18 protein-coding genes are annotated in these 18,439 nt (G+C 59.6%); 9 read left to right on the top strand and 9 right to left on the bottom strand.

Annotated elements, in window-relative coordinates:
* Positions 1 to 51 precede the first annotated feature (51 nt).
* From BN1800_RS20360 to BN1800_RS20330, 7 genes are all read left to right on the top strand, one after another.
* Positions 52 to 1,017, top strand: a complete 966-nt coding sequence (locus BN1800_RS20360) for an MBL fold metallo-hydrolase (protein WP_087000533.1) — start codon at positions 52 to 54, stop codon at positions 1,015 to 1,017.
* Between the two features lie 446 nt (positions 1,018 to 1,463).
* Positions 1,464 to 1,982, top strand: coding sequence for a DEAD/DEAH box helicase family protein (locus BN1800_RS20355; RefSeq protein ID WP_087000531.1), 519 nt, complete (start codon positions 1,464 to 1,466; stop codon positions 1,980 to 1,982).
* A gap of 176 nt (positions 1,983 to 2,158) precedes the next feature.
* Positions 2,159 to 3,550, top strand: a complete 1,392-nt coding sequence (gene mctS, locus BN1800_RS20350) for a two-component system sensor histidine kinase MctS (protein WP_087000529.1) — start codon at positions 2,159 to 2,161, stop codon at positions 3,548 to 3,550.
* Complete coding sequence (mctR, locus tag BN1800_RS20345) at positions 3,547 to 4,191, top strand: two-component system response regulator MctR (RefSeq protein WP_087000527.1); 645 nt, start codon at positions 3,547 to 3,549, stop codon at positions 4,189 to 4,191. Before mctS ends, mctR begins: the two co-directional genes overlap by 4 nt.
* Before the next feature lie 132 nt (positions 4,192 to 4,323).
* Positions 4,324 to 4,872, top strand: coding sequence for a TRAP transporter small permease subunit (locus tag BN1800_RS20340; protein ID WP_087000525.1), 549 nt, complete (start codon positions 4,324 to 4,326; stop codon positions 4,870 to 4,872).
* Positions 4,873 to 4,886: 14 nt separating this feature from the next.
* Complete coding sequence (locus tag BN1800_RS20335; RefSeq protein WP_087000523.1) at positions 4,887 to 6,467, top strand: TRAP transporter large permease; 1,581 nt, start codon at positions 4,887 to 4,889, stop codon at positions 6,465 to 6,467.
* 62 nt (positions 6,468 to 6,529) lie between these two features.
* Entirely contained in the window at positions 6,530 to 7,645 is a 1,116-nt protein-coding gene (locus BN1800_RS20330; protein WP_087000520.1) for a TRAP transporter substrate-binding protein, read from the top strand.
* A 380-nt stretch (positions 7,646 to 8,025) separates the two neighbouring features.
* On the opposite strand, the gene BN1800_RS20320 is transcribed toward BN1800_RS20330, so the two are convergent.
* Positions 8,026 to 9,012 (bottom strand): substrate-binding domain-containing protein, encoded by a 987-nt coding sequence (locus BN1800_RS20320; RefSeq protein WP_027510437.1) that lies wholly within the window; start codon positions 9,010 to 9,012, stop codon positions 8,026 to 8,028.
* A gap of 48 nt (positions 9,013 to 9,060) precedes the next feature.
* On the bottom strand, positions 9,061 to 10,041 hold the full coding sequence (locus BN1800_RS20315; RefSeq protein ID WP_087000516.1) for an NAD-dependent epimerase/dehydratase family protein: 981 nt from the start codon (positions 10,039 to 10,041) through the stop codon (positions 9,061 to 9,063).
* A 248-nt stretch (positions 10,042 to 10,289) separates the two neighbouring features.
* Here BN1800_RS20315 and BN1800_RS20310 point away from each other — a divergent pair, with 248 nt between their 5' ends.
* Together BN1800_RS20310 and BN1800_RS20305 are read left to right on the top strand one after the other, a co-directional pair.
* Positions 10,290 to 11,033, top strand: coding sequence for an ATP-binding cassette domain-containing protein (locus tag BN1800_RS20310; RefSeq protein WP_425299050.1), 744 nt, complete (start codon positions 10,290 to 10,292; stop codon positions 11,031 to 11,033).
* Between the two features lie 40 nt (positions 11,034 to 11,073).
* The gene (locus BN1800_RS20305) at positions 11,074 to 12,072 is read left to right on the top strand and encodes an ABC transporter permease (RefSeq protein ID WP_087000512.1); all 999 of its coding nucleotides are present in this window, start codon (positions 11,074 to 11,076) and stop codon (positions 12,070 to 12,072) included.
* Positions 12,073 to 12,332: 260 nt separating this feature from the next.
* Here BN1800_RS20305 and BN1800_RS20300 read toward each other — a convergent pair whose 3' ends face one another.
* From BN1800_RS20300 to BN1800_RS20270, 7 genes are all read right to left on the bottom strand, one after another.
* The gene (locus tag BN1800_RS20300) at positions 12,333 to 13,274 is read right to left on the bottom strand and encodes a DUF1796 family putative cysteine peptidase (protein WP_179213831.1); all 942 of its coding nucleotides are present in this window, start codon (positions 13,272 to 13,274) and stop codon (positions 12,333 to 12,335) included.
* A gap of 85 nt (positions 13,275 to 13,359) precedes the next feature.
* Positions 13,360 to 13,719, bottom strand: coding sequence for a VOC family protein (locus tag BN1800_RS20295; RefSeq protein WP_087000508.1), 360 nt, complete (start codon positions 13,717 to 13,719; stop codon positions 13,360 to 13,362).
* 129 nt (positions 13,720 to 13,848) lie between these two features.
* Positions 13,849 to 14,481, bottom strand: a complete 633-nt coding sequence (locus BN1800_RS20290; RefSeq protein ID WP_087000506.1) for a LysE family translocator — start codon at positions 14,479 to 14,481, stop codon at positions 13,849 to 13,851.
* 172 nt (positions 14,482 to 14,653) lie between these two features.
* Entirely contained in the window at positions 14,654 to 15,622 is a 969-nt protein-coding gene (locus BN1800_RS20285) for an ABC transporter ATP-binding protein (protein WP_087000504.1), read from the bottom strand.
* The gene (locus BN1800_RS20280) at positions 15,619 to 16,587 is read right to left on the bottom strand and encodes an ABC transporter ATP-binding protein (protein WP_087000502.1); all 969 of its coding nucleotides are present in this window, start codon (positions 16,585 to 16,587) and stop codon (positions 15,619 to 15,621) included. Before BN1800_RS20280 ends, BN1800_RS20285 begins: the two co-directional genes overlap by 4 nt.
* On the bottom strand, positions 16,587 to 17,501 hold the full coding sequence (locus BN1800_RS20275) for an ABC transporter permease (protein WP_027510428.1): 915 nt from the start codon (positions 17,499 to 17,501) through the stop codon (positions 16,587 to 16,589). The genes BN1800_RS20280 and BN1800_RS20275 overlap by 1 nt, the downstream gene beginning before the upstream one ends.
* On the bottom strand, positions 17,498 to 18,418 hold the full coding sequence (locus BN1800_RS20270; RefSeq protein ID WP_087000500.1) for an ABC transporter permease: 921 nt from the start codon (positions 18,416 to 18,418) through the stop codon (positions 17,498 to 17,500). Before BN1800_RS20270 ends, BN1800_RS20275 begins: the two co-directional genes overlap by 4 nt.
* Positions 18,419 to 18,439 lie beyond the last annotated feature (21 nt).

Below are 18,439 nucleotides of genomic sequence, written 5' to 3'. Positions count from 1 at the left end.
ATACCCGAAATGGGTACAGTGGCTCCACGCGTTTTCAGGCGGGTGGCTTCCATGAGAGTCGTTGACACGGCAGAAGTCATGTTTCTGGTCGACAACGCGACCGACAGTCTCTCGTCGAATCCTGGTTTCGTCGAGACCGAGTTCGCCCGCCATCGCCGTCGCGGGATGCGATGGCTGTCCGGGAACTGCCTGTGCTGCGCCGCGCATGGGCTTTCCTGCTTGATTGCCGCCCGGACCGGATCCGCCAGCCGCACGCTGCTGTTCGACACCGGGCCCGAGGAATGGGTGTTTGAGCGCAACGTGGTCAGGCTCGGCGTCGATCTCGGGGAAGTCCGCGCGGTGATGCTGTCGCATGGTCACTGGGATCATGCGGGTGCAATGCCGCGCGCCCTCCAGATGATTACGATGGGCAATGGTGGGCAGCCCGTCCCGACCTACATGCATCCCGATATGTTCGCTTTGCGCGCGACCAAATCCAGCGACGGGCAGTTTCGACCGATGGAGCTGGTGCCAAGCGTGGATGTCCTGTCCGGAAACGGCGCCGATGTCATCGTTACCCGAGACGAGCAGCTGCTTTTTGACGAGACGTTCTATGTGAGCGGCGAAATCCCTCGCGTGACCCGGTTCGAACGCGGGTTTCCCGGTCAATATCGCCAAACCGCGGCAGGCAGTTGGGAGCCGGACGAGGTAATGCCGGACGAGCGTTTCGTGGCGATCAACGTGGCCGGCAAGGGGCAAGTCGTCTTCACCGCCTGCTCGCACGCCGGCCTGATCAACGTTCTGACGCACGCCCAGGCACGGTTTCCGAATATCCCGCTCTATGGCGTGTTTGGCGGCTTCCACCTCTCCGGGATCAACGAGCCAATTATCCCGGAGACGGTCGAAGCGCTGGCGCAGTTTGACCTGCAATTGATATCACCCGGGCACTGCACGGGTTGGCGCGCCGTGAGCGCACTTGCGGCTGCCTATGGCGATAGGATCGTTCCATCCGCGGTCGGCAAGACGTTCATGCTTTGACGCTTCCTGTGGGGCACAGCTCGTAGCCCAACGCCCTCCCATCCTTGCGGGCGGCCTCCGATCAGGACGCCGCGCTCCCAGTCAATCCGGATGGCCTGCGCGCTGCCGATGGCCCACCGGGGCGGTGCCGGCGGCCATCAATCGCCAATACTTGGCCGACACCTATCGTTTTCAAAAAGCCATCATACGGCTCGCTTGAGTGAAAAGCGCGAAAAATCAGTAATTTAGCGGCAACATGTCCGCGTTGCGCCCATCTCACTCGCTTAACGCCTCGACGTTGCATCCTAAGTGCGGACATTCGAGCAACAACGCCAAGCAGCACCTTCGCGCCCAGAAGCTGTCGCGGAGACGCCCTGTGATAGTGTCTTGCCGTTCTCACAATAGCTCCATATGACCGCTGTTGTCGCTTTCGGCAGCGCAAACAAGCTTTCCAAATCGGGTTGGAAATGGGCGTTAAGAACTATTTGATCGAAGGCCTTTCTGGGACTGGCAAGACTTCAGTCGCCACCGAGCTGCAGCGGCGCGGTCACCACGTTATCCATGGCGACCGCGAGTTGGCTTATCAAGGCGATCCAGAAACGGGCAAACCGCTGGACGGCTCTGCGGACGGGCAGTGCATTCTGGATGTGGCCTTTGGGCACAAGCACCACCTTTGGAACGTCGACAAAGTCAAATCCCTGGTCGCCGATCGAAGCCACCCGATCTCCTTCTTCTGCGGCGGCTCCAGGAATTTCCGTCGCTTTATTGATCTGTTTGACGGGGTTTTCGTTCTCAACGTCGATCTGGACACGCTGAACAGCCGGCTTGCCAGCAGACCAGAAGACGAGTTTGGCGGAAAGCCGGCCGAACGAGAAGTCATTGTGCGGCGGCACACAACGCAAGAGGATACTCCGAAGAACGCGATGAGCATCGACGCCACTGCGCCGCTCGCCAGCGTTGTCAATGATATTCTCTCGAAATGCTAAGAGGGCGGCCAAGTGGCCCACTAAGGCATTTACTCGAATAGACACCCTCGCCGAGCTCACGATCTCATTTGTAGAGAAAAACGAAGTTTGCGGATGCGGCGATGCGTGCGCTATCCGTCGGTGCTATTTCGTATATATGCTCGTCCGCCTGACGAAGGCGGTGGGGAGGTGAGGATATGAACCTTAGGCATCAGATTGTGGCGCTGGCCATCGTCCCGTTGATCCTGGCCATCCTGATCGTCACTGCGTTCATCACGTGGCAATCGGCGACGCTCGTGCGCAGCAGTATCGACACATTCGAGCGAAACATGCTGAAGGCCAAGGAGACGGAACTCCTCAACCTCACAAATCTTGCGCTCTCCGCGATCCATGACATCTACACGGCTGCCGGTCCGGATGACGAAGTGGCAAAGGAGAAGGTTCGCGCGATCCTGACTGCTCTCGACTATGGCCAGGATGGCTATTTCTTCGTCTATGATTACGAGGGCAACAATATCGTGCATCCGCGCCAGGCGTTTCGCCCGGGCCATAATTGGCTCGACCTGACGGATCCCGATGGCGACAAGGTGATCGCCAACCTGATCCAGAAGGCCAAGGAGGGCGGGGGGCTCCACCAATACAAGTGGCAGAAGCCGTCTTCCGGCGAGGTGGCCGACAAACTCTCCTTCGCCGTCGGTCTCGACAAATGGAAATGGATGCTGGGCACAGGCGTCTATCTCGATGACGTCTTCGCGCAGACCGCCGCTGCAAATGCCGATTTCCGCGCCAATATCCGCAAAACGTTTCTGATCATCGCGCTGATCGCCGTGCCGGCGGTTCTCACCGTCTTTGCCACCGGCATGCTGCTGACCTTGAGGGAACGGCGGCTTGCAGACAGCAAGCTTAAGCAGCTTGCGCAGCGCATCATCGACACGCAGGAAGAGGAAAGGGCGCGCCTTGCCCGCGAACTACATGATGGGATTTCGCAAAACCTGATCGGCGTGCGCTACGCAATCGATCTGGCGTGCCGCAAGGTCAAGAGCCAGTCCGAGGATGCGGCTCGTGCAATCGATCGGGGCGCGGAGGCGCTGAACGGCGCGATCAAGGAAGTGCGGCGCCTGTCGCATGACCTGCGTCCGCGGGCGCTTGACGATCTCGGCCTGACCCCGGCGCTCAAGGCGCTTTGCGACAACTTCTCGGAGCGCACTGCCATCGACACACGGCTTGAGGCGCTGACCTTCAAGAACATGCTGAAGCCCGAGGCGAGCACGGCGCTTTATCGTGTTGCGCAGGAAGCGCTGAACAATGTGGAGCGGCATTCCGGAGCAACGCGTGTCGCTATTAAGATTTGGAGCGTTGGCGGCCGCGTCCGTATGACGATCTCTGACAACGGCAACGGCTTCGATGAAAACATCGCAGAGGGAAAGAAAGCATTCGGCGGTGGGCTCGGGCTGCGCAACATGCAGGAGCGCCTGGCCCATTTCGGCGGCTTGTTGCTGATCAAGACAACGTCGGCTGGCACGATCCTGACGGCGATGCTTCCAAGGTCGGCAACGGTGAACCGCGCGCAACGCAAGGAAGCAGCATGAGCGGCAGGAAAAGTATCAAGGTTCTCTTGATCGATAATCACCCCCTGGTTCTCGACGGGCTAGGGGCTGTGCTGGAAACCTATGAACACATCGAAATTGTCGGCACCGCCGGATTGGCACGCACCGGACTTGAGATTGCGCAAAGGGAAAGGCCTGCCGTCGTGTTGATGGATATCAACATGCCGCAGCTGAGCGGAATCGATGCGATAGAGCTCTTCAAGGAACAATTGCCTGAGACGCGGATCCTGATGCTGTCGATGCACGACAGTCGCGAGTACATTTCCACGTCGGTATTGCATGGGGCCTCCGGCTACATTCTCAAGGATGTCTCGACCGACGAGATCATCGCGGCGATCGAAGCCGTGGCAGATGGCAAAACCTACTTCTCTTCCGGTGTCTCGGACGTTCTGCTCGAGCGAAAGGAGGCGCCGGATGCGCTTCCTCTGACGACGCGCGAGCATGATGTTTTATTGTTGCTGGCGGCAGGAAAAAGCAATCGCGATATTGCCCAGACACTGGGCATTTCGGCTGCAACAGTCGAAACGCATCGCAAGAACATAAAGAAGAAGCTCGGCATCGCGACGACGGCCGGATTGACCCGCTATGCGATCGAGAACGGATTAACCTGGGCCGACAGTTAAGTGGCCTACCCAGTACTGGGTAGGCCCGCGTATTTTGCCCATTTTCAGTCTTGTTCCAAAAAACTCCGCACCATACCAGTTGCCCGGTGGTCATGCTTTCTCAAAGCCGGTGACCGCTGGGAGGATTACATCATGTCTGGCTTGCTGTCGCTGTCGCGCGTCATCGACGCGATCAATACGTTTTTGGGTAAATCCGTTTCCTGGCTGCTGTTGGCAGCCGTCCTGATCAGCGCGATCAATGCAACGACCCGGAAGCTGTTCAACCTCAGTTCGAATGCCTGGCTCGAGGCCCAGTGGTATCTGTTTTCTGCCGCATTCCTCATCGCTGCGGCTTGGACGCTCCTGGGGAGCGAGCATGTCAAGGTGGACCTTGTCTACGGTCAGCTACCGCGGCGAGCGCAGCTTTGGATCGAAATCCTCGGCACGATCTTCTTCCTTTTCCCGTTCTGTCTCATCACGACCTACCTGTCCTGGCCGATCGTCGTTTCGAAGTTCGTCAGCGGTGAAGTGTCGAACAATACCGGCGGCCTGCTCTTATGGCCTGTATGGGCGCTCATTCCCGCCGGCTTCGGCTTGCTCACCCTTCAGGGCCTTTCGGAACTGATCAAACGCATCGCGATCCTGAAGGGCGATCTTCCGGACGCGATCGCGCTTGCCGACGCTGAAGCACAAATTCTCTAGGCAGGAAAAAATCCATGTTTGCTTTCTTCGCGGAAAATCTCGCGCCCATCATGTTCTTGTCGTTGATCGTGGTGCTTCTGCTCGGCTATCCGGTGGCGTTTGCGCTAGCTTTTGTCGGCTTTGTGTTCGGTTTCATCGGCATCGAGATGGGCCTGCTTCCGATCAATCTTTTCGGAGCGATTCCGGACCGAATCTTCGGGCAGATGTCCAACGAAACGCTGCTTGCCATCCCCTTCTTCACATTCATGGGATTGATCCTCGAGCGAAGCGGCATGGCCGAGGATCTGCTGGACACGATCGGCCAGCTCTTCGGACCGGTGCGCGGCGGCCTGGCGTTTGCCGTCATCTTCGTCGGCGCCATCCTTGCCGCAACGACCGGCGTGGTCGCAGCCTCCGTTATCTCGATGGGCTTGATCTCGCTGCCGATCATGCTTCGTTACGGCTACGATCGCCGCGTTGCCGCCGGCACCATCGCGGCATCGGGGACGCTGGCGCAGATCATTCCGCCAAGCCTCGTCCTGATTATCCTGGCAGACCAGCTCGGCCGGTCTGTCGGCGACATGTACAAGGGCGCGCTGGTGCCCGGCCTGCTCTTGGTGGCGGTCTATTCCGGCTACATCATCGTGATGTCCTTTCTGCGGCCCGCGAGCGTTCCGGCGCTACCGGCAGAAGCGCGTTTGCTGCGCGGGTGGAAGCTCGCCGGCAGAGTCGTCACATCGCTCGTGCCGCCGCTCGTACTGATCTTCCTGGTGCTCGGAACCATTTTCATCGGTCTTGCGACCCCGACTGAAGGTGGTGCGATGGGTGCCGTCGGTGCCCTGATCCTGGCGGCGTTCAATCGCCGCCTCGATCTCAAGATGATCACGGCCGCCCTTTATTCGACGGCGAAGCTCTCGTCTTTCGTGATCTTCATCCTGTTGGGGGCGCGCGTCTTTTCGCTGACGTTTTATGGAGTGAACGGTCACGTTTGGGTCGAGCATCTGATGACGTCGATCCCGGGCGGCGAAGTCGGCTTCCTGATCGTCGCCAACCTGCTGGTCTTCTTTCTTGCCTTCTTCCTCGATTATTTCGAGCTCGCCTTCATCATCATTCCGCTGCTCGCACCCGTTGCCGACAGCCTCGGCATCGACCTGATCTGGTTCGGCGTGATGCTGGCGATCAACATGCAGACCTCGTTCATGCATCCGCCATTCGGCTTTTCGCTGTTCTACCTGCGGTCGGTCGCGCCGAGCCGGGCCTATAAGGACCGTATTTCAGGCGCGACGATCCAGCCGGTCACGTCAGGTCAGATCTACATGGGCGCCTTGCCTTTCCTGGGAATCCAGCTTGCGATGGTCATCGTTGTGATCGCGTTCCCGCAGCTCGTCACCCACTACAAGTCCGGCCAGGTGACAGTCGATCCGTCGACCATCCAGCTGAATGTCCCGATGCCGGGTGCCGGCGGAGAGAACCCGTTTGGAACCCCCGCACAGCCATTTGGCGCTCCTGAGCCGTCAAACGGTGCGCCGGCAGCGCCAGGTTTTGGGGCACCCGCGCCGGATTTCGGATCGCCGACCCCAAGCTTCGGCGCGCCGCCGTCCGAACCCGCCAAGTAACACAACCGTTTGCCCAATTGCGCTTTGCCAAGTGCTGCATGCCATCAACCGAGGAGGAAATAATGACCGATAAACTGAGCCGCCGTAATTTTCTGACCAAGGGAGCGCTCGGAGGCGCTGCCACCGTTGCCGGTGCAGCGCTGGCTGCTCCTGCCGTCGCCCAGGAACTGCCGACGATCAAGTGGCGCCTGACATCGGGCTTTCCGAACAATCTTGATACGATCTACGGCGGAGCGGTCGTCATGGCCGACGCCCTTTCCAAGATCACCGAGGGCAAGTTTCAGATCCAGGTCTTTCAAGCCGGCGAGATCGTTCCGGGCCCCCAGGCAATCGACGCCGTTCAGGCGAACACTGTCGAAATCGCCCATACCTGCGGATACTACTTCACCGGCAAGAATCCGACCTTTGCGATCGGGTCAACGATCCCATTCGGCCTCAATGCTCGCCAGCAAAACGCTTGGCTCTATCACGGCGGCGGCAACGAGCTTTATGACGAGTTTCTTTCCGAATACGGCATCGTCGGCAAACCCGGCGGCGGCACCGGCGCCCAGATGGGGGGCTGGTTCCGCAAGGAGATCAACAGCCTTGCAGACCTGAATGGTGTCAAGATGCGCATTGCCGGCGTCGCCGGCCAGGTGATGTCGCGTCTTGGTGTCGTTCCGCAACAGCTTCCGGGCGGGGACATCTATCCGGCGCTCGAACGCGGCACGATCGATGCGGCCGAATGGGTTGGACCCTATGATGACGAGCGCCTCGGCTTCTACCAGATCGCCCCCTATTACTATTATCCCGCCTATTGGGAAGGCGGCCTGACCATCCACTTCTTCATCAACAAGGCGCAGTATGAAGGGCTTCCGGACGCCTACAAGGCGGCGCTCGACACCGCTTGTAAGGCGGCCAATGTCAACATGCAGGCGCTCTACGACGTCAAGAACACCAAGGCGATCCGTTCGCTGGTCGGCAAGGGCGTGAAACTTCGTCCGCTCCCGCGCGACGTCATGGATGCGGCCTATAAGGCGACATTCGAGCTCTATGGCGAATACAGCGCCAAATATCCGGCCTGGGCGAAGATCTATCCGTCTTGGAAGAAATTCCGCGACGAATCCTTCGAGTGGTTCCGCGTCGCCGAATACAGCTATGACAGCTACATGTACGCCACACAGGCCGCCGGTAAATGAAAGTGAAGGCGGCTGGTGGACATCCCGCCGCTTTTCCCAGCCATCACGGTCACGCCGGTCTTGATGGATCGGCGTGCGCCGAATGACTTGGACGACTACGGAGCAGGCACCCATCGTGAACGCCCGGCTATGATCTGGCCGGTGTTGCCAATGCCTTGCGAACCGCACTGCGGGCAGTGTGTCGCGGTTGCAATCGAAGTTTTTTCGATGTTCTCATGACGTTTCTGCGCATGCCGCAGCACGGACCAAGTCAAAAGTTGCTGCGATGACAGGAAGCGCCGGCGAGCCTTCGTCACCTATAAAGATTCCGGGAGACGCGGTGTCCGCTGAGATGATCGGGAACCGGAGCGCCCACTGTTTTGGGCGCTCCGAGACGCGCGTTATTTCTGGATGCAGGTGTCGACGGTCTCCTTGGTGCACTCGTCGAGCCCGGTGAACACCGGATCCTCGACCGGCTTTCCGGCGATCAGGTCCATCATCACGGTCGGTGCCTTGTAGCCCATTTCGAATGGACGCTGGCCGACCAGCGCGGTGACAAGCCCTTCCTTGGCTATCGCCACTTCGTCGCCGATCGTGTCGGCGGCGCCGATGACGAATTCGTTGCTGGCGATCTTCTCGGCCATGGGCTTGAAGAGGTCGCGATAGGGTTGCGGCGCGCCGAAAAGCGGCCAGCCTCCCATGATGCCGAATGCGTCGAGGTCCGGGTTGGCGGCAAGGATGTCGGTCATCGCCTGAACGCCCTTGGCGCCATCGTCATTGGTGAAGACCGGGCAGCCGGCGACTTCCGTCCAGCCGCCTTCGCCCTTCAGCGCGGCAAGGTCCTTCTGGCCGGTGAGCGTATCGCGCATGCCTTGCGCGCGGCGCAGGATGTTGTCGGCTCCCGGATTGCCTTCGATCGTGCAGATCTTGCCGCCGTTTGGCTTGGCCTTCTTGATGTACTCGCCGATGCGCGCTCCCATCAGGTAGTTGTCGGTGCCGAGGTATGTCTTGCGGAGCGCTGCATCTTCTGCCGCGAGATCGGCGTCGAGCGTCATCACCGGAACGCTCGGATTGGCGGTCTTGAGCGTCTGGGCGATGAGTTTGGCGTTCGACGGCGAGATGGCGATCGCAGCCGTGTCTGCCTTGCCCAGCATGTCCTGGACGATCTGTGCCTCGCCGGCCTCATCGGACGTCGATGCCGGACCTGTGTAGAAGCACTCATATTCCGAGTCTGGGTTTTCCTTGTTCCATTTCTGGCAACCCTGGTTGATCGCCTCGAAGAACGGGTTGTCGAGGCCCTTCACGACGATGACGAGCTGCTTCTTGGCAAGCGCCGGGCCGGCGGTGAGCGCCAGAGCGGTGAATGCAAGTAATAATGCCTTCCTCATGGTTTCCTCCCTTGAAACAGACGGGCGCGGCGCGACCGCCATACGTGATCAACCCGGGTACCAGACAATGCGAGGGTCATCCTCCGAACGCTCGTATTGCCAGGCCGAGTCGATAAGCCTTTCCAGATCGTAACTGGGCTGCCAGCCCAGCAGGTATTTGGCCTTGCTGTTGTCCATCCAGTTCGAGTGGTACTGGCTTGGTATATCGACAGCCGCAAGGCCCCGCGTGCGCGCCAGGTAGGTGGCGACCTCGCCATAGTCGACCGGGCTATCCATGCAGATGTTGAAGAGCTGGCGCTCGGCGCGGGGATTGTCGATTGCCGCCAATATTGCCGAGACCAGATCGTCGACATGCACGAAATTGCGCTTCAGCGGACGCCCGTCGGCGTCGCGCAGCAGCGGCACAGCACCGGTTTGCGCATACCGCCTCGCGTCGCCTTCCGGAACCAGCGTCTTCCAGTCGGGACCGCCGAAGACGTCGCTGCCGAAGGACAGCGTGTACTTGAAATCGTCCTTTGCCATGATCCACGGCGCGCGAAGGCAGCAGCCGTTGGTGCCGTACTGAATACCGAATTGCTCCAGCATCACCTCCTCGAGAACCTTGGAAAGCGCGTAGCCTCCCGGATAGGCACGATGGGGCGCATGCTCGGTGATCGGTCCGTCGTGGCGATGGTAGAAATGGCCGACACCGGCATCGCCTCCGATGAGGATGAATTGTTGAGAGGTGGCGCTCGCGCGAAATTCTTCAAGCAGCCAGAAGAGCCCCCTGACCGTTACATCCATGATGTCGGCAGGCGTTTCCTTGCAGGTCGCAAGATGCAGGACGTGGGTAACGCCTTCCAATGCGGCCACAACGACATCGCGGTCGGCGATGGAGCCCCTTGCCACCTCGACGCGGTCGGTCTCTTCGAGCAAACGATTGTGACACAGCGCGCGGATGCGTGCTTTGGAAAATCTCGGATCGTCAAGCAGCCCAGCAATGAAGCGCTGCCCGACCTTGCCCGTTGCGCCGGTGACAAGGATCAGCATGCTCTCTCTCCCAGAAACAGCTAATATGCGCGCGCTTTCGGCGTCAATGGAATTTGTCATACAAAACAGATTTTTGTGATGATGGCCCGATTTTCCGGACAATTGATTGACGGTCTTGCAAGGTTTTGCGTAAATGCGTTCAATCGCTTTTTCCGGGAGGACATGGGACAGGCGAGATAGGGTGCGCCTGCCCAAGGAAGAATAAGCGACGGTAACGGGCAGTCCGCGGAATCGGGGAGGTTAGCAGGCTGGTGGCGGTTCTCGAACTCACCAACATCTCCAAACATTTCGGTGCCATCCGGGCAGTCAACGACGTTTCGCTTTCGCTGGAGGCGGGGCAGGTCGTCGGCCTGATGGGCGATAACGGTGCTGGCAAGTCGACGCTGGTCAAGATGATCGCGGGCAACTTCCGTCCGAGCGAGGGAACGATGCGTCTCGACGGCGCAGAAATCGTCATGCACCGTCCGGTGGAGGCGCGTCAGCACGGCATCGAGATCGTTCACCAGGATCTGGCACTTTGCAACAATCTGACGGCTGCGGCGAACGTGTTTCTCGGACGCGAGCTGCGGCGCGGCATCGGCCCGCTGAAGGTCCTGGACCACAAGACCATGTACGGGCGGGCCGGAGAGATTTTCAAGGAACTGAAGTCGGAGACACGCCCGCGAGATCTCGTAAGGAAGATGTCGGGCGGCCAGCGGCAGGCGGTGGCGATCGCGCGCACCATGCTGTCGGAAGCGAAGATCGTGCTGATGGATGAGCCGACTGCGGCGATTTCCGTCCGTCAGGTGGCGGAGGTTTTGAATCTGATCCGTGAGCTGCGCGACCGCGGCATTGCGGTTGTCCTGATCAGTCATCGCATGCCTGACGTCTTTACGGTTGCCGATCGTGTCATCGTGATGCGGCGGGGAAGGAAGGTCGCCGACAAGCCGATTGCGGCGAGTTCGCCCGAGGAAGTCACAGGTCTTATCACCGGCGCCATCGAACAGGTGTGATGGCGCTGCTTACCGGTATCGGCAGAAATGAAGGTCGACGATGGCAATTACCCTTGACCAGACAATTGCACAGAAGCAGCGGAACTGGCTTGCGGGGATACTGGGCGGCCAGACGTTCTGGGTCCTGATCGCCGTCATTCTCGCCTGCGTTTTTCTATCCTTCGCTACTGACTCGTTCGCTACGGCGAAAAACCTCTACAACATCACCCGCAACGTCACGTTCGTTGCGATCATTGCGCTCGGCATGACGCTGGTGATCATCACCGGCGGCATCGACCTGTCCGTCGGCTCGGTACTTTGCCTGTGCAGCATGGTGTTGGCGGTGGTCATGCATGCCGGCTACAGCATCGAGATCGGCATTGCCGCCTCGATCGGCACGGCGCTTGTGATCGGAGCGTTCAACGGCGTGCTGATCGCCTATCTTAACTTCCCGCCGTTCGTGGTGACGCTCGGCATGCTGTCGATCGCGCGCAGCCTGGCGATGGTCGCGTCAAACAACACCGTCGTCTTCCAATTCGGTCCTGACCACGAGGCGCTTCTGTCGCTGGGCGGCGGCGCATGGTTTCTCGGTATAGCCAATCCCGTTCTTTACATGATCGTCCTGGCGCTGCTGACCGGTTTTGTACTGCGCTGGACCAGGTTCGGCCGTTATGTTTTCGCAATCGGCGGCAATGAGCACGCCGCAACGCTAACCGGCGTTCCGGTGCGCCGGATCAAGATTGCGGTCTATATGATCTCCGCTTTGTCGGCTGGGATCGCCGGCATCGTTCAGACCGGCTGGCTCGGTGCCGTCACCACCAATATCGGCGCGGGAATGGAACTCCAGGTCATCGCGGCCGCCGTCATCGGCGGCGCCAATCTGGCAGGCGGCGTCGGCACGGCTTTCGGCGCTCTGGTCGGAGCCGCCCTGATCGAAGTGATCCGCAACAGTCTCGGCTTGCTCGGCATTAATGCCTTCTGGCAGGGCACTTTCATCGGCGGCGCCATCGTGCTTGCCGTGCTGTTCGACCGGATCCGCAACTTCCGGCAGAGCGAATAGCGGCTGCGCCGAGATGCGCCGATCGGCGCCATGCCCGAAAACATATGAGGTTCTTGTCTTGTTACTGCGGGGCTGAATGGCGGGACGCGGGCCGTGCAGGCGACGGTTCACCGGCACGGCCGGATCGGGACCTGCGCTATGGTTGGAGGCCCCCGGCCTGAGCTTCTGCGCGAACATCATCGTCAAGCGCGAGTCTCCCTTGATCGATTGTCGCCGCGCAAACAGCCTTTAAGGTGAGTGAATTATAACGGAATCGCTCCTCAATGAGTGAGCGGCGAGGGCAAAGAAACGGGAGGCAGGCGGTCGCCGTTGATGAAGCTCTTCAGCCGTCTGAAATAGAGCTTGGCTAGAGCGCAGGCCGTGAGGTGTACCGGCATCTCCGTCTGGTTCAGCAGCAGATCGGTCCATTGCCGTTTCCAGACATCATTGAACACAGGGTTCTCATCATAGCGTGAGATAGCGTGCCCGATATGGATGCGGCCATCCGGTAGTGTCGCTGACGCCAGTGCAATCGAGGCCGGCTCGATGTCCTCAATGCCGGTTTCCAAGACAAGAAGCAGACAGGTGTCGCCGCCGCGCCACGCAGATATTGTGTCGAGAAAGATCCTCGCCTCGTCGATTAGCTGCTTTAGCACCTGTCGCGCCGTCGCGGACGGATCGGTCAAACGTGCAGCGGCGAGATCGCGATAGTACACGAAGTGCAGCTTATCTCTCGATCTCAGGGCACGGCGAAAGCGGTCAAATCGCCGGACCAGTTCATCATGTTCGCCGGTCTTCGACATCGGATTGGTGTGGATGTGCAGCACGGTCGGGTAATCCCGGTAGGCGACGACCTCAGTTGTGAGGGTCGAATGGCTTGCGGGCATGTAGCAATCGGGTGCGCAGACCTTCTGAAAGTCATCCTGAATCATCTCAGTGACGGATGCGAGACCGCTATCAAGATTAAATAGCCAATCAAACGGATAGAATGTCTTTCTCAGGCCCAGTTTTTTGATCATCATCGCGGCATTGCACGCTGCGCCGAGCGAAATATACTGATGCCCCATAATATTTCCCTCCGGCTTTTTTGTACATCCATGAGCCGCCCTGGTAAAGCCCCGAGCGAACTTATAGACGCGCCGAAACCAGCCAGTCCAAATTCGCTTGTCATCGAAGTCTGAGGTATGTCGAGTCTCCGCGTCATGTCCGGGACGCGCACCCACTGTCATATCTGTGCTTGGGATACGGCCACGGTCGAGATCGGACCTCAGCTCCGCGATCCGGGCACTAATGGAGAGCCCTTCGCCATCACTCCTTCGTAGGTTCCCAGAGCTCGACCGGGTTGCCTTCGGGATCGTGAATGCGGGCAAAACGGCCCACTTCCGAGTTCCACTCGGCTCTAGTTTCCACCGCGATCCCGCTTGCCCTTAGTTTCGCCATGAGCCCATCGAGATCATCGACCCGGAAGTTGATCATCCACTGCTGTTCGGCACGTCCAAAATAGTCGGTACTCTCAGGGAACGGCCCAAAAATTGTTGTTCCTGCCTCTTGCCGCCATATGGACTTGTGCAGGTCGTCAATTCCAAGGTGCGTCTCGTACCATTCGGCGAGCCCGGCCGGGTCCGCCGCCCTGAAAAACACACCACCAATTCCAACGACCTTCGGCATGGGATTCTTCTTAGCTTTGGCACGGGGACAATGGCGATGAAGTCGCGTGCATGCAAACTCAAACTCTGAGATCGAGCTGGACGCACCGTCCGCTCAGCGCCACATCCGAACGCCCGCACCGATGGAGTTCTATGCGGTTTCTCTCGCGCTCCACAACAGTCTGATGCCGAGCGCTCCGAGGAAGAGGCCGGTGATGCGGTCGATCCAGGCCTTCATACCGATGTAGAATTCCCGGACCCGGCCCGACCCGAAAAGCATGGCGACGATCGAATACCAGGAGAACTCGTTGAGGAAGACGATGACGAGCAGTGTGATCGTCATCCAGAGCGGTGCCTGCACCGGGAGCATCGAGACGAAGATCGAACCGAAGAATACGGCGACCTTCGGGTTTGATATCTGGGTCAGCAAGCCCTTGAGGAATGGCCCGGCAGCGCCGTCATGCCCCTCAAGGACGAGAGGATCTTTGGCATGGCGGAATACCTGGAAGGCGACCCAGAGGATGAAGAGTGCACCGAGCACCCTCATGACGAAGAAGAGTGTCGGAAGGGCTTGGAACAGCATGTTCAACCCAAGAAGCGCTGCCACGGCCCAGAGGACGGAACCGGAGCCGAGACCGATCGCGACCTTGAGGCCATCGGAACGCGACCGCGCTGCGGCGGTTTGGGCTGTGATCAGGAAGCTTGGACCGGGCGATATCACCGCCAGCAACTGGACGAGGCCGATGGCGAAAAGGCTCAAAAGATTGGCGGTCATGGAATCCATGGCGGCGTTCCTTGTCTGATTTTATCTCGGCTCGAGACGGGCTACCAAGACTATTCCTCTCGCGGCAGTCGCCTTCCCCGTCCGCTGCTTCGGCGAGAAAAAATATCATATCTAGGTCAGGAGGGCCCTTGAGGAATAGGCTGGCAGCACGGAAGTTAGGGGTCGCCGGTGTTTAGTCGGCCTTCGCATGATGGCATGCTGTCAGAAGGCCGGGCGACGTGGTTCTTGCCAGAAGCGCCGGCTCCTGTTCCGCGCATATGGAGGTTGCCTTCCAGCAGCGGGTTCGGAAGCGACACCCACTTGGAGGATTTGCTGGGCTCGGCAGATCTCCCTGCAGGACTATGCGCTTGCGCCCGCCACGAAGTCTCGGATCTGGTGTGGGGACCGCAGAGAGTAAGGCCTGCGTATAAGGGTGGGCTGGTGCCGTAAAGATCGACGCTTTCGGGCCGGTCTCGATGATCTTTCCGAGATACATAACCATGATGCGATCCGACACATGCCGTACGACCGCAAGATCATGTGCCACGAAGAGCATGGCGAGGTTCCTTTCGCGCCGCAGTTTGGCAAGCAGATTGATGACCTGTGCCTGGATTGACACGTCGAGTGCAGAGACCGGTTCATCGCAGATGAGGAGCGCGGGATTGAGCGCGAGCGCCCGCGCAATGCCGAGTCGCTGCCGCTGCCCTCCTGAAAATTCGGAGGGATAACGCATCGCGTGCTCACGCCTCAGGCCCACCGCCTCGAGGAGGTTTGCCGTCTCCTCTGCCCATTGATGACGGGGCAAGGCGCCGGGATGAAGTGCCCAGGGTTCCGAGATCAGGCGATCCACCCGCATGCGCGGATTGAGCGATTGATAGGGGTCCTGGAAGACGACCTGCATCTTCCGGCGTAGTTCGTGCAACTGCCTTCCGCTTGCTTTTGCAATATCCACACCGTCCAGCAGCGCTCTGCCGCTGGTCGCCGGCGCAAGCTTGAGCAATGTTCGCACGAGGGACGTCTTTCCACAGCCGCTTTCCCCGACCAGGCCGAGCGTTTCGCCTCGGGCGATTTCGAAACTGACGTCCTCGACCGCGCGTACAGGGGCTGTCGCATTGCCGAAATGCAGGGAGAGATTCTCGACCTTAAGAAGAGGCTCGTTCATGGCGTTGCCGGGAAATGGCAGGCGACCTGACGGCCAGGCCCTACGGGTTGAAGGGCAGGGACAACTCTCGCGCAAAGATCCTGGGCGCGCGAACAGCGTGTGCGGAAAGTACAGCCGGAGGGCAGTGCGACCGGGTTCGGCCCAGAGCCGGGGATAGGGACGAGTTCGCTCTCGTCGCTATTCATGCGTGGCTGCGAGGCCAAAAGTCCAACGCTATAAGGATGTCTAGCGTCCTCGAATAACTCGAAGACGCTCGCAGTCTCGACGATCCTGCCGGCATACATGACAGCGACCCGGTCGGCGATTTCGGCAACGACGCCGAGATCATGCGTAATAAAGATCATCGCAGCATCGCTTCGCTTGCGCACTCTTTCGAGGAGATCGACAATCTGAGCCTGAATGGTGACGTCGAGTGCCGTCGTCGGCTCGTCGGCGATGATGATGTCGGGTTCGAGAGCCACCGCCATGGCGATCATGATCCGCTGGCGCATGCCGCCGGAGAATTCGTGCGGATACTGCTTTTTGCGGCCGGCAGGGTCTGGAATGCCGACAGCAGTTAGAAGATCGAGGACGGCTTGCTCAATGCCTCCCTCAGGCATGCGGCCGTGAATTCGGAACATCTCGGCGATCTGCCATCCGACCGGATAAACGGGATTGAGTGCGGCAAGAGCGTCTTGGAAAATGAGCGCAATTCGATCGCCGCAAAGATCGCGCCGGGCAGTCCGGGAAAGCTGAAGCAGGTCCAAGCCGTCAAAGCAGATCGATCCTTCGTTGATGGCGCCAGGCGGATCTGGAACCAGATCCATGATCGCCGATGCCGTCACCGACTTGCCGGATCCGCTTTCGCCGAGAAGCGCTAAAACCTCGCCGCGTTCCAGCGAAAAGGACACGCCGTTAAGCGCCAAGATATTTCCGGCTGCGGTATCGAAACTAACCTGCAGGTCTTTGACTTCCAGAAGAGCCATCATCGCCTCCGCCTGATGAGACGCCAATGCTGCGACGGGTCGTTGACAATCCGGAACCAGTTGGCGAGCAGGTTGAAAGACATGGTGGTCAGCATCACCGCCAACCCGGGAAAGAAGCCGAGCCACCAGGCGGAGGAAAGATATCCCTGCCCTTGGGCGACCATAAGTCCCCAGCTGACCGCCGGCGGCTGGATGCCGAGACCGAGATAGCTCAGTCCGGATTCAAACAGCATGACCATGGCGAGATTGACGGACGCCAGCGTCAGCATGGTTGGCGCAACGCTCGGCAGGATATGAGTGCGCAGGATCCATATCGAGCTGCCTCCGAACACGCGGGCAGCGTCGACGAACAGGCGCTCGCGAACCTCCAGCGTTTCGGCTCTGGCGACGCGGATATAGGCCGGCATCCGGGTGATCGCGAGGACAAGAACGAGATTGGTGACGCTCGGGCCGAACAGATAAAGACCAAACAGGGCAACAAGCAGGGTCGGAAAGCCTAAAATGATATCGGAGATCCGCATGATAATGTTACCAACGAGACCGCCGAAGTAGCCGGCGATCACGCCGAGCAGGGTTCCCCCAACGAGACTTGTCACGACCGTTACGAGCGCGATTCCGACCGTTGTCGATGCCGCCTGGATAAGCCGCATCATGAGGGGTCGGCCGAGCGCATCGGCCCCCAGCCACAACGTCCACGACTGGTTGAAATCGAAAGGCGGAAGATTGCGCGCTTTCAACGAAATCCGGCTGTTCCCGAGAAGGGAGCTCGCGTCGGCTACGATTGCCAGGATCACGATCAACAACCAAATTGCCGCCGCAACCGCCATCGGATCACCCGCAAGCGCACGCGACAGCCATAGGATGCGCCGGCGGCGCTCGGGAGCGGGGGTGAATTCCGTCGTCATGCCGGTCATTCGACCCTCACTCGGGGATCGATAGAGGCGTAAAGCATGTCGACCAAGATGTTGATGATGAAGATCACGACGGCGACGGCAAAGATGGAGGCCTGCACGATGGCGAAATCCCGCTTCAAAATGCCGTCGATCAACAGTTTGCCAATTCCGGGGAAGCCGAAGACCACTTCAACGACGCCACCACCACCCGCAAACTGGGCGGCGAGATCGCCGGTGACCGTAATGGCCGGAAGCAGAGCGTTACGCAGTGCATGGACAAAGGTGACGCGGCCGGCATGAGCGCCCTTGGCCCGGGCGGTGCGGACGAAGGTCGCATTGAGCGCCTCGATCATCGACCCGCGGATAATCTGTACCAGCGTTCCGAACGGTCTGGCAAACAGACACGCAACGGGCAAAATCCAATAAATCGGTCCGCCGAAACCGGAGGTCGGCAGAATTTTGAATGTCACCGCAAACAGCAGCACACCCATGAGACCCAGCCAAAAGTCGGGAACGCTCGCCGCCGCCTGAGAAAGCAAATTGAAGCCGCGATCGATCCAGCCACCGGGGTTCACGGCGGCGATCGATCCGATGATGACCGCTGCCAGGAAGGCCAATGTCAGGGCAATCGCGCCAAGCGCAAGCGTGTTCGGCAAGGCCTCCAGCACTACCTCCATCGCCGGACGGTTATGCCAGAGGGACACGCCGAAATCGAGACGAAGGATGTCTGCAGCCCAGTCGATAAACTGGGCTGCAAGGGAACGGTCGAGGCCAAGCCGGACGCGCATCGCCTCGCGCGTGGCGTCCGAGGCATCGAACGGCAGGTAAAGATTGACCGGATCGCCGGTCAATCTGACGAGGAAGAACGCGGATATCATCAACGCTGCAAGTGCGAACGCGGCGGAGAAAGTGCGTCGAAGGAGATAGGTGAAGGACATCGGCTCTCCTCAAGCGATGGT

It is taken from the genome of Rhizobium sullae (assembly GCF_900169785.1).
Lineage (GTDB): Bacteria > Pseudomonadota > Alphaproteobacteria > Rhizobiales > Rhizobiaceae > Rhizobium > Rhizobium sullae.
Note: the sequence above shows the minus strand (reverse complement) of the source record. Positions and strands in the feature narration are given on the sequence as shown.